This is a genomic window from Mycolicibacterium sp. P4_G11 (assembly GCF_056555145.1).
Genome location: NZ_JBFUJW010000001.1, coordinates 711,093 through 722,413 on the forward strand (window position 1 = coordinate 711,093; position 11,321 = coordinate 722,413).

Consider the following 11,321-nt stretch of genomic DNA (forward strand, 5'->3'; position numbering starts at 1 on the left):
AGAGCAGGGTGTCTACTGGTTCACGGCGTCCAGACCATCAGGTCTTCCATGCCGTTGTTCATCGTCACCGTCGTAGGTGCGGCACCGGTGACGTCGAAGTGAATCTTCCCGGTCGACTGCCCGCCCTGCGGAATGGTTGCGCCGCTGATGTTGATCGGGCTGGCGACCATCCAGAGCACGCGGTAGCTGGCCCGGTTCGGCGCGACGGCGTTGAACTGCGAAACACCGGGGGTGACGGGGCCGCTCAGCGCGCGGACAGTGGCCGTGGCCTCCCACAGCTTTCCGGCGACCGGATAGCCCGGCATGACATCGGAGCTCGGCTTGAGGTCAGATACCTGCCAGCTCAGCTGGACCTGTCCGACGCTGTCGGTCATCTTCAAGGTGCTGCCGAGCTTGCCGACGAGCGGATAGCCGGCCGACGACGCGATCGGTGCACTGGCGATGCCGACCACCGAGAGAACCGCAACAGCTGTTCCGGTGAGCTTCACTTCTGCCTCCTCGACGCTATTTATTTGGCTGGTGTCAATTACGGATTACCACGCAACGGCGCTGATGGGAATAGGATCTGAGGCACGCGAAACCATCTATCGAGGCGCGTCTTTCGTAACCGTGCAGAGGCAGGGCGCGTACTGGCCGGTCTGCTGACGGCGTACCGCGGCAGACGCGATGTCCTCGTGCTCGGCCTGGCCCGCGGCGGGGTGCCCGTCGCGTCGGAGATCGCTGCCGCGCTGGATGCGCCGCTGGACGCCTGCGTCGTCCGGAAACTGGGCGTGCCCGGTCACGAGGAGTACGCCATGGGCGCGCTGGGCGGTGGTGGGCACATCGTCGTCAATCAGGATGTGGTTGGGCCGCTACAAATTTCGCAGCAGACGCTGTCCGAGGTCGCCGAAGCCGAGGGCCGCGAGTTGGTGCGGCGTGAAACCGACTACCGCCAGGGGCGGCCACCGCCCAACGTGAAGGGGCGGACCGTGATCCTCGTCGATGACGGCATGGCCACCGGCGCCAGCATGCGCGTGGCCGCCGAGGTGGTGCGGGAGAGCGGACCGCGGACGCTGGTGGTGGCGGTCCCGGTCGGCACCGAGTCGGCATGCCGGCAGCTGACCGGGATCGCGGACGACGTGGTCTGCGCCGACCTGCCGACGCCGTTCGCCGCAGTGGGGGAGTCCTACTGCGATTTCGACCAGGTCAGCGACGACGAGGTGCGCCGGCTGCTGCGTTAACCCGGTCCGTCACTCGCCGCGGCCAACAGTGGCACCAGCACGTCGCTGATCGGGGTGGCGATGCCGTGCGCGGCGCCCTTGCGTTGGATGACGCCGTTTCGGATGTCCCATTCCAGTGGGCGGCCGGCTTCGCGGTCGATCAGCATGGACGTCGCCATATCGGTGGGCGCCTGCTTGAGCGTGTCGGCGATCTCGTCGACCACGCTGTCGGGCAGTGTCGCGCCCTCGGCCCGCGCGACTGCCAGGCATTCGGCCAGATACCTGCGGGCCACTGCGGCGACGTCGTCGCGCCGGAACATCCCGGAGCGCCGGCCGGACAGCACCATGAAGCCCACCACGGCGTTGACCAACAACTTGCGCCACGCAGCGCTGAGGAAGTCCGGATCCAGTTCGATGTTGATCCCACTGCCGTCCATGGCCGCCGCCAGCCTCGTCGCGGCAAGGTCGTCGGGCAGCACCAGGCGCGGGGCCTGCAGCACCTTCACCCAGCCTTCGGGTTGGGTCTCCGCGGCAATCCAGATCGCCGCAGGTACGACGGCAGATTCGGGGCAGTAGGGGCGCAGCCTGTCAGCTTGTTCGACACCGTTCTGGAGCGCGCAGACGACAGTGTCCGGACCGCACAGCCGGGCCAGCCACGGCGCCGACGCGGCGTATTGGGTGTCCTTGACCGCCAGCAGCACCACATCGACCGGTCCGGCGACGGTATCGGGATCGGTGTGCACTGGGCCGGGCAGCACGATCGGCGCGCTGCCGTCCACCCGAACCTCGATGGCGCCGCGGGGCGTCCGCCCGCACAGCAGCACCTCGCGGCCCGCCGCGTACAGCAGTGCGGCGATCGTCGATCCGATGGCACCCGGTCCTACGAGGGCAAAGCTCACTGTCGCCAAATTACCGGTCGAGGCGCCCCTCTAGACTTAGCGCTCGAATTCAGACTTCTTGAGGAGATATTCGTGTTGCGCAGTCACGCCGCCGGTTCGTTGCGATCCACCGACGCCGGTCAGACGGTGACCCTGGCTGGATGGGTGGCGCGCCGGCGCGACCACGGCGGCGTCATCTTCATCGACCTGCGCGACGCGTCCGGGGTCTCCCAGGTGGTGTTCCGTGACGCCGCGGTGCTCGAGCAGGCGCACCGGCTGCGCGCCGAGTTCTGTGTTCTGGTCACCGGCATCGTCGAGGTGCGGCCCGACGGCAACGCCAACAAGGACATCGCGACGGGCGACATCGAGGTCAACGCGACGACGCTCGAGGTGCTGTCCGAAAGTGCCCCGCTGCCGTTCCAGCTCGACGAGACCCCAGGCGAGGAAGCCCGCCTGAAGTACCGTTACCTCGACCTGCGCCGCGAAGGCCCGGGCAACGCAATTCGGTTGCGCTCCAAGGTCAACGCGGCGGCCCGCGGTGTGCTGGACAAGCACGACTTCGTCGAGATCGAGACCCCGACGATGACCCGCTCGACCCCCGAAGGTGCCCGCGACTTCCTGGTGCCCGCCCGCCTGCAGCCCGGCTCGTTCTACGCGCTGCCGCAGAGCCCGCAGCTGTTCAAGCAGCTGCTCATGGTCGCCGGCATGGAGCGCTACTACCAGATCGCCCGCTGCTACCGCGACGAGGATTTCCGCGCCGACCGCCAGCCGGAGTTCACCCAGCTGGACCTCGAGATGAGCTTCGTCAACGCCGATGACGTGATGGGCGTGGCCGAAGAGGTGCTGGCGGCGCTGTGGCAGCTGATCGACGTCGACCTGCCGCTGCCGTTGCCGCGCATCAGCTACGAAGAGGCCATGCGCCGGTTCGGCTCGGACAAGCCGGACCTGCGCTTCGCCGTCGAGCTCGTCGAGTGCACCGACTACTTCAAGGACACCCCGTTCCGGGTGTTCCAGGCGCCGTACGTGGGTGCGGTCGTCATGCCGGGCGGTGCGTCGCAGCCGCGCCGCACGCTGGACGGCTGGCAGGAGTTCGCCAAGCAGCGCGGTCACAAGGGCCTGGCCTACGTGCTCGTGGGCGAGGACGGCGAGCTGGGTGGCCCGGTGGCCAAGAACCTCACCGACGCCGAGCGTGCCGGTCTGGCCGAGCAGGTCGGCGCGAAGGTCGGTGACTGCATCTTCTTCGCGGCCGGTCCGGCCAAGGGCGCCCGTGCCCTGCTGGGCGCGACGCGCATCGAGATCGCCAAGCGCCTCGACCTGATCGACCCCGACGCCTGGGCCTTCACCTGGGTGGTCGACTGGCCGCTGTTCGAATCCGCAGACGCGGCCACCGCATCGGGCGACGTCGCTGTCGGCTCCGGCGCGTGGACCGCCGTGCACCACGCGTTCACCGCGCCGCAGCCCGACTCGATCGGCACCTTCGACACCGACCCGGGCGCGGCCATGGCCGACGCCTACGACATCGTCTGCAACGGCAACGAGATCGGCGGCGGCTCGATCCGTATCCATCGCCGCGACGTCCAGGAGCGGGTGTTCGCGATGATGGGCATCGACGAAGCCGAGGCGCAGGACAAGTTCGGATTCCTGTTGGACGCCTTCACCTTTGGCGCACCGCCGCACGGCGGCCTGGCCTTCGGCTGGGACCGCATCACGGCGCTGCTGGCCGGGGTGGACTCGATCCGCGACGTCATCGCGTTCCCGAAGTCCGGCGGCGGCGTCGACCCGCTGACCGACGCCCCGGCGCCGATCACCGCGCAGCAGCGCAAGGAGTCGGGCATCGACTTCAAGCCTGAGGCCAAGAAGGCCGAGGCTCAGAAGGCCGAGGCTAAGTAGTCAGGAACCCCCGCAACGCCGCGGCCATCTGGGCGCGGATGGGGGCTCCGGACACGACGAGGTCGACCATCGTCGTCGACAGGTGCGTGTGGCCGCGGGCCTGGACGTGCTCGGTGGGCACACCCGCCGCGGCCAGTGCGGCGGCGTACGCGTTGCCTTCGTCGCGCAGCGGATCGAATTCGCAGGTCACCACCATTGCCGGTGGCAGGCCGGTGAGGTCGCCGCGCAGCGGGGCCCGTCGCGGATCGTCGGCGGGGCCGTCGTACAGCGCGGCGAACCACTGCATGAGTGGTGTGGTGAGTCCGTAGCCGTCGGCGTTCTCCACGTATGACGGGTAGGGCTGCGCGTCGGTCACCGGGGTGAGCAGCAGCTGCCCGCGGATGCGCGGGCCGCCATGGTCGCGGGCCCACTGGCACACCACCGCGGCGATGTTGCCGCCCGCGCTCCATCCGGCCACCGCCAACTGGTCGGGCAGGCCGCCGAGCGCGGCGGCCTGGTCGGCGACCCACCGCAGCGCGGCGATGCCGTCGTCGACGGCCGCGGGGAACGGATGTTCCGGCGCGTGCCGGTAATTCATCGAGATGACCAGCGCGTCGGTGCGGACGCACAGATCGCGGCACAGCGGGTCGTCGGACGTGGCGTCGCCCAGCACCCAGCCGCCGCCGTGGAAGTAGACGATCACCGGGTGCGGTCCGGGGCTCGCCGGCCGGTACAGCCGGTAGTCGAGTTCGCCTGCCGCCCCGGGAAATCCGCCGTCGAGGACCTCACCCACCTCCGGTCCCGGCGGCCGGGTGCTGTTCGCCTCGACCATCGCGGCCCGGGCCAGCTCGACCGGAAGTGATTCCAGTGGAGGCGGATTCATCGCCGCGACCATCTCCAGCACCAGCTGGACATCGGGCTGCAACCGCCTGACCACGCCGTCGTGGCATTGCGTACCGGCCGGCCCGGTCAGGTGGAAGCCCAGGTAGTCCTGGCCGACGACGTCGGCGCAGGCGGCGGCGTAGAAGTCGACACCCGCCGCGTAGGGCATGAAAACCCGCGGCTTGCCCGGGATGTTCGCGCCGACGTACCACGAATTCGCTTGCGGGAACATGGTGATGGCGCCGGCATCGGCGACGTGCTGCATCCAGCCGGCCTCGGCGGTCGGAGTCGCTTCGATGGTGTCGAAGCCGTGCGCACGCAGGTACGCCAATGTGTCGGCGACGAGCTCGACGTGCTGCTCGATGGACACCGCCATGTTGGACAGCACCGACGGACTACCGGGTCCGGTGATCAGGAACAGGTTCGGAAACCCTGCCGTGGTGAGGCCGAGGTAGGTCGACGGCCCTTGTGCCCATTTGGTTTTCAGTGCGAGTCCGTCGCGGCCGACGATGTCGATGGCCGCCACCGCGCCGGTGATGGCATCGAACCCGGTGGCGAGCACCAGCGCGTCGAAGTCGAAGGATTCGCCGACGGTCTCGACGCCGGTCTCGGTGACGCCGACAAGTGGCTGGGTCCGCAGGTCGACCAGGCGCACATGGGATTGGTTGAAGGTGGCGTAGTAGTCGGTGTCGAGGCAGAGGCGCTTTGCGCCCACCGGATAATCGTTGGGACACAACAGTTCTGCGGTGTGTGGATCGCGCACCGCGGCGCGGATTTTGCCCCGGACGAAGTCGGCGAACGACTCGTTGGCGGCCGGGTTGCTCATCAGGTCCGAGAACATGTTGAGCGTTTCCAGCAGCTCGCCGATCTGCCAGGCGCGTTCGTAGCGCTGCTCGCGGTAGGCCTCGGGCACCGCGAACGTCGGGATCAGCGTGCGCTCCTGCGGCACCCCGCCGAACGACGCGCGCGCGGCGGCGCGGTAGGCGGGTTCGTCGGCCAGTGCGGCCTGCTTCTCCGCCGACACCGGGCCGTTGTGCGCCGGGATGGAGAAACACGGCGTGCGCTGGAAGACCGTCAGCCGCGCGGCCTGCGCGGCGATCAGCGGAATCGACTGGATGCCCGACGATCCGGTGCCGATCACCCCGACCCGCTTGCCGGCGAAGTGGACGGGTTCGTGGGGCCAGCGGTTGGTGTAATACGTTTCGCCCGTGAAGGTTTCGATGCCCGCGATGTCGGGTTCCTTGGGGATCGACAGGCATCCGGTGGCCATCACGAGGTGACGGCAGGTGACGTCGTCGCCCTGGTCGGTTCGCACCCGCCAGGTGCCGTCGTCCCAATGGGCGCTGGTGACCTTGGTGCCCAGCGTGATGTCGCGACGCAGGTCGAACTTGTCGGCGACGTGATTGAGGTAGCGCAGGATTTCCGGCTGGGTCGCGTACTTCTCCGACCACTTCCAGTCCCGCTGCCAGTCCGGGTCGAAGCTGAACATGTAGTCGAGGCTGGGGATGTCGACCCGCGCGCCGGGGTACCGATTCCAGTACCAGGTGCCGCCGATGTCGTCGGCCGCCTCGAAGACGCGAACCGAGAAGCCGCGCTCGCGAAGTTCATGGATCAGGTACAAGCCGGCGAATCCGGCTCCGACCACGACGGCGTCGACTTCTGGCGTCATTGGCACCTCCGTCAAATATCAGACAAGTATCGCGGAGGAACGGGAACATTTGGGTCAGTTCACGAGGTTGGGTCAGTCATGACCGAATTCACGGACGCTGCGTCCTTCCACGCCTTCAATGCCGGCATCGTCGACGAGTTCCGCGCCAACGGCGGCAAGGTGGGTGGCCAGTTCGAGGGCGGCAACCTGCTGCTGTTGCACACCACCGGTGCCAAGTCGGGCCAGCCGCGGCTGTCGCCGCTGGCCTACCTGCCGGTCGACGGCAAGATCCTCATCGTCGGCTCGAAAGCTGGCGCCGACACCCATCCCGACTGGGTACACAACCTGCGCGCCAACCCCGGCGCCCGCATCGAGATCGGTACCGACGGGGCGAGCGAAGCGACGGGGAAGATAGAAACCTATGACGTCGTGGCCCGCGAACTGCCAGACGACGAGCGTGAGGCCACGTATCCGTTGATCACGGCCGTGGCCCCCGTCTTCGCCGACTACCAGGCGAAGACGTCACGCGTCATCCCACTGTTCGAGCTCGTTCGCGCCTGAGCGTCCTGGCCGCAGCCCCGGCAGGACAGGGGGACGGACTGCCGGGGCTGCGTCATTCAGGAGGTCTTACAACCGCTCGATGATGGTGGCGTTCGCCATGCCGCCGCCTTCGCACATCACCTGCAGGCCGTAGCGTCCGCCGCGTTGATCGAGGGCGTTGACCAGGGTGCTCATGATGCGGGCGCCGCTGGCGCCGAGCGGGTGGCCGATGGCGATGGCGCCGCCGTTGACGTTCGTCTTGGCCAAGTCGGCTCCGGTATCGGCAGCCCATGCCAGCACCACCGGCGCGAACGCCTCGTTCACCTCGAACAGGTCGATGTCCGACAGCGACAGCCCGGAGCGGGCCAGCACCTTCTCGGTGGCCGGGATGACGCCGGTGAGCATGTACAGCGGGTCGGAGCCGACCGCGGTCATGGTGTGGATGCGGGCCAGCGGCTGCAGGCCGTGGCTACGGGCGAAGGCGCCGCTGGTGATCATGACCGCCGCGCTGCCATCGGACAGCGGCGACGAGTTGCCCGGCGTGATCTCCCAACGGATTTGGGGGAAGCGCGCGGCGTAGGCGTCGCTGTAGAACGCCGGCCTCAGCCCGGACAGGGTTTCGACGGAGGTGCCCGGCCGGATGATCTCGTCGGCGGCCAGCCCCGCCACCGGCACGAGTTCGTTGTCGAACAATCCGTCCTTGGCAGCGCGGGCGGCCTTCTCGTGACTGGCGGCCGAGAACTCGTCCAACTGGGTGCGGGACAGGTTCCAGCGTGCGGCGATCAGTTCGGCGCTGATGCCTTGGGGGACAAGGCCGTCGGGGTAGCGCTCGGCCAGGCCGGCGCCGAACGGGTTGCTGCCCGGCAGGACTCCGGCGCCCATCGGGACGCGGGACATCGACTCGACGCCGGCGGCGATCACCGCATCGTACGAGCCGGCCAGCACGCCCTGCGCGGCAAACGAGATGGCCTGCTGCGAACTGCCGCACTGGCGGTCGACGGTGGTGCCGGGGACGCTCTCGGGGAAACCGGCTCCCAGCAAGGCGTTTCGGGCGATGTTGGCGGCCTGGTCACCGGCCTGCGTGACGGCACCCGCGATGACGTCGTCCACCAGGACCGGGTCGATGCCGGTACGTGCCACCACGGACCGCAGGCTGTGGGCCAGCAGGTCGGCGGGCAGGACGTCGTGCAGCGCGCCATTGGCCTTGCCCTTGCCGACCGGCGTGCGTACCGCGGCCACGATCACGGCGTCGCGGTCTGTGTAACCCGACATGAGAATCCTCCTGTAACTCCACGCTGAGTACTGCTTCCTATACTCAGATCTAACACCTGAGTATGGCAAGAGCAACCCAGCGGTAGAGTGATTCGCATGACAGCGCTACAGGGTGTCCTCGCCGAACGTGACAAGTGGTCGGCCGTCGGTCAGTGCGCCATCGAGAAGACGATGTCGTTGGTCGGCACCAAGTCCGCCATGCTGCTCATGCGCGAGGCCTATTACGGCACAACGCGTTTCGACGACTTTGCGCGGCGGGTCGGTATCACGAAGGCGGCCACGTCGGCCCGGCTGGCCGAACTCGTCGAGGCCGGCCTGCTGACCAAACAGCCGTACCAGGAGCCCGGCCAGCGCAGCCGCGACGAATACGTGCTGACCCCGGCAGGCACCGACTTCATGCCGGTGGTGTGGGCGATGTTCGAATGGGGCCGGCACCACCTGGGGGACACCGGCCTGCGGCTCACCCACCTCGGGTGCGGCGCCGACGCCACCGTGGAGATCCGGTGCGCGGCAGGACACGAGGTCCCGCCGGACGAACTCGGAATGAAGCTGGCCCGTCGCCGCGGTCGGTAGTCTTCGGCCGTGCTGCATCTACGTGTGATCACCCCGCCGGAGCTCACCGAATCGGTGCTCAACCTCTATCGGCACCGTGGCGGCATCGCCAACGTGGTGGCCCACCCCGGAGCGGCGATCGATCCGCGAGGTGACGTCATCACCGCCGACATCGCCCGCGACGCCGCAGACGGACTGATCAGCGGGCTGCGGTCGCTCGGCATCGACCAGGACGGCGCCATCACGATGGAGGCGCTCGACACAGTGCTGTCGACCGCCGCCTACCGCGCCGAGGACGAGATCGACGGCGACGGCGAAGACGCCGTCGTCTGGGACGAACTGGTGCTGCGCACCCGCGAGCAGAGCAGCCTCGGCATCTCCTATATGGCGTTCCTCTGCATCGCCTGCCTGCTGGCCGCGGTCGGCGTACTCACCGACTCGGCCATCACCGTGGTCGGCGCCATGGTCGTGGGTCCCGAATTCGGGCCGCTGGCCGCCCTGGCGGTCGCGGTGGTCCGGCGGAAGGGCTATCTGGCGAAGCGCGCGGCGCTGGCCTTGCTCGTCGGATTCCCGGCGGCGATGCTCGTCACAGCACTGGCCACGCTCGGATTCGAAGCACTGGGCTGGGTGGCGGTACGCAGCATCCATGAACTGCAGAACGTCGACTTCATCTTCCAGGTCGGACCGTTCTCGTTCGTCGTGGCGCTGTTGGCCGGAGCTGCCGGGATGCTGTCCCTGGTGACGTCGAAATCGGCTGCACTGGTTGGGGTTTTCATCTCGGTGACGACAGTTCCGGCCGCGGGCATGGCCGTCGTGGCGGCCACCACGGGCGACTGGGATGTGGCGTTGGCATCGGCCGGGCAGCTGGCGGTCAACATGATCGGCATCGTGATCGCGGCGGTGCTGGTGCTCGCCGGATACAACCGGGCCCGCCGCAGCTAGCTTTCCCCGCCCTGCGGCCCGCCGGTTCCGGTGCGCAGCGGGGTACCAGTTCCGCCGCACGTATTCGGAATCAAGCCGGTCCGTCCGGCTCGGTAGATTTCGGCCTGAGAATTTGCCAGAGGCGCTACAGTACCGGCGGCTGCCACACTAAGTGCCGCAGCGGCACCTTCGCCAGAAAGGCCTCCGCGCGCTATGAAAGATCCGGCTGACAGCACGCTGGCCTACATGGACCAGGCGTCCTACCTCGCGCGGCGGGCGCTCGGGCGTGGTCCCGTGATCCAGTACGTCTGGATCTACGAGCGGGGCGTTGACCTGGACGGACTGCGGCGCTTCCAGCGCAACTTGGCGGACGGGCTGCTGGGCAGACGCGTCGAACGATCATCGGTACCACTGGGCCGTCACCACTGGGTGTCCAGCCCGCCGACCGGCATCGACATCGCCACCACGGAACGCGCCCGCGACGCGATGTGGGAGTTCGCCGACGAGCGTGCCGACATCGAGGTGGACCCGGAGCACGGACCGCCGTGGCATCTCGGAGTCCAGCCGCTGGTTGGCGGCGGTTCCATCGTCTCGCTCGTGGTGTCGCACACCGTGGCCGACGCCGGCGCGCTGATCGAGTCGATCACTCACGCCGTCGCAGGCACCGGCCGCGACCTGCGCTATCCCGCGGCACGGTCCCGCACTCGCAAGCAGGCGCTCGGGCAGGACCTGCGCATCTTGGCGCGCGCCATCGCGGAGATACCGGCTGCCGTCGTCGGCGCGGCCCAGCTGGCGCGTGCAGAGTCGGCCGATCTCGCCGCATCGGCCAAGGCAGCGCCGGTGTCGCTCGGTGTTCGGTCGGAGCGGCCGGTGCATCTGCCGACGGTCGCGGCGCGCGTCGACCAGGGGGAATGGGACGACCGGGCCCGCGCACTTGGTGGGAGCAGCAATGTCTTGCTTGCCGGGATCGCGAGCCGCATCGGCGCCCACATCGGCCGTGTCGACACCGACGGCAAGGTGCTGTTGTCGATCCCGGTCAGTGAGCGGGTGGAAGGTGACACCCGCGGCAACGCGCTGAATGCCATCACGGTGACCGTCGATCCGGAGCACGTGGCGGCCGACCTCGGTGGACTCCGGGGCGATGTCAAGGTCGCGTTCGCCGAGATGACCGCGAAGCGGGACCTGCTGATGGCGCCGCTGCCGCTGACGCCGTACACCCCAAAATTCCTGGTGCGCCGCCTGGAGAAGATGGTGATGCGGATCGGCAAACCGATCGGCTCGTCCAACGTCGGTGTGCTCCCTGAAGCGGTCAACTGCCCGGACGGCACACCCGCGGACTACTTCATGTCGCGCTCGCCCGAGCCCGGGGTCACCGGCTCCGACCTGGACCGCATGGACGGGCGTCTCATGCTGGCCGCCGGCACGATGGCAGGCGCGGTGTGGATATCGGTGGCGTCCTGGGAGGTCGGCTCGGAGAACACCCGTGACCAACTCATGCAAGCGGTCAAGGAAGCGTTCTGTGACTTCGACCTCGCGGTGGAGCTCACGTAGCTTCTCCAT

Annotated in this window: 9 protein-coding genes and 1 pseudogene; 6 read left to right on the top strand and 4 right to left on the bottom strand. The window is 68.4% G+C overall.

The window, feature by feature from the left end; genetic code table 11:
• Positions 1-20: 20 nt before the first annotated feature.
• A complete protein-coding gene (locus AC1U2B_RS03545; protein WP_133763596.1) occupies positions 21-488 on the bottom strand; it encodes an MPT63 family protein in 468 nt (155 codons plus the stop codon).
• A gap of 102 nt (positions 489-590) precedes the next feature.
• Here AC1U2B_RS03545 and AC1U2B_RS03550 point away from each other — a divergent pair.
• Positions 591-1,214, top strand: a pseudogene (locus tag AC1U2B_RS03550) (phosphoribosyltransferase); the annotation flags it as partial.
• A gap of 2 nt (positions 1,215-1,216) precedes the next feature.
• Here AC1U2B_RS03550 and AC1U2B_RS03555 read toward each other — a convergent pair.
• Positions 1,217-2,098: an oxidoreductase gene (locus AC1U2B_RS03555; RefSeq protein ID WP_480215674.1), complete on the bottom strand. Its 882-nt coding sequence runs from the start codon at positions 2,096-2,098 to the stop codon at positions 1,217-1,219.
• A gap of 72 nt (positions 2,099-2,170) precedes the next feature.
• On the opposite strand from AC1U2B_RS03555, the gene aspS reads away from it, so the two are divergent.
• Positions 2,171-3,967, top strand: a complete 1,797-nt coding sequence (gene aspS / locus AC1U2B_RS03560; protein WP_480215675.1) for an aspartate--tRNA ligase — start codon at positions 2,171-2,173, stop codon at positions 3,965-3,967.
• Here aspS and AC1U2B_RS03565 read toward each other — a convergent pair.
• Positions 3,960-6,497 carry a flavin-containing monooxygenase gene (locus tag AC1U2B_RS03565; protein WP_480215676.1) on the bottom strand — a complete coding sequence of 846 codons (2,538 nt, stop codon included), beginning with the start codon at positions 6,495-6,497 and terminating at the stop codon, positions 3,960-3,962. The two genes, aspS and AC1U2B_RS03565, sit on opposite strands and share 8 nt — an antisense overlap.
• A gap of 78 nt (positions 6,498-6,575) precedes the next feature.
• Between AC1U2B_RS03565 and AC1U2B_RS03570 the strand changes: the two genes are divergently transcribed.
• Positions 6,576-7,037, top strand: coding sequence for a nitroreductase family deazaflavin-dependent oxidoreductase (locus AC1U2B_RS03570; RefSeq protein WP_480215677.1), 462 nt, complete (start codon positions 6,576-6,578; stop codon positions 7,035-7,037).
• Between the two features lie 66 nt (positions 7,038-7,103).
• Here the strand turns inward: AC1U2B_RS03570 and AC1U2B_RS03575 are convergent, their stop codons facing one another.
• Positions 7,104-8,288 (bottom strand): thiolase family protein, encoded by a 1,185-nt coding sequence (locus AC1U2B_RS03575; RefSeq protein ID WP_480215678.1) that lies wholly within the window; start codon positions 8,286-8,288, stop codon positions 7,104-7,106.
• A 96-nt stretch (positions 8,289-8,384) separates the two neighbouring features.
• Here AC1U2B_RS03575 and AC1U2B_RS03580 point away from each other — a divergent pair, with 96 nt between their 5' ends.
• The 3 genes from AC1U2B_RS03580 (at position 8,385) to AC1U2B_RS03590 (ending at position 11,312) form a co-directional block, all read left to right on the top strand.
• On the top strand, positions 8,385-8,861 hold the full coding sequence (locus AC1U2B_RS03580; protein WP_043392794.1) for a winged helix-turn-helix transcriptional regulator: 477 nt from the start codon (positions 8,385-8,387) through the stop codon (positions 8,859-8,861).
• A 9-nt stretch (positions 8,862-8,870) separates the two neighbouring features.
• Complete coding sequence (locus tag AC1U2B_RS03585; protein ID WP_480215679.1) at positions 8,871-9,782, top strand: DUF389 domain-containing protein; 912 nt, start codon at positions 8,871-8,873, stop codon at positions 9,780-9,782.
• 192 nt (positions 9,783-9,974) lie between these two features.
• Positions 9,975-11,312, top strand: a complete 1,338-nt coding sequence (locus tag AC1U2B_RS03590) for a hypothetical protein (RefSeq protein WP_480215680.1) — start codon at positions 9,975-9,977, stop codon at positions 11,310-11,312.
• Positions 11,313-11,321: the final 9 nt, after the last annotated feature.

What these genes read in the sequence shown, in the direction of transcription:
- AC1U2B_RS03565 (WP_480215676.1), bottom strand. Translation starts at nt 6,497, where the DNA reads ATGACGCCAGAAGTCGACGCCGTCGTGGTCGGAGCCGGATTCGCCGGC.
- AC1U2B_RS03590 (WP_480215680.1), top strand. Translation starts at nt 9,975, where the DNA reads ATGAAAGATCCGGCTGACAGCACGCTGGCCTACATGGACCAGGCGTCC.
- AC1U2B_RS03580 (WP_043392794.1), top strand. Translation starts at nt 8,385, where the DNA reads ATGACAGCGCTACAGGGTGTCCTCGCCGAACGTGACAAGTGGTCGGCC.
- AC1U2B_RS03570 (WP_480215677.1), top strand. Translation starts at nt 6,576, where the DNA reads ATGACCGAATTCACGGACGCTGCGTCCTTCCACGCCTTCAATGCCGGC.
- AC1U2B_RS03575 (WP_480215678.1), bottom strand. Translation starts at nt 8,288, where the DNA reads ATGTCGGGTTACACAGACCGCGACGCCGTGATCGTGGCCGCGGTACGC.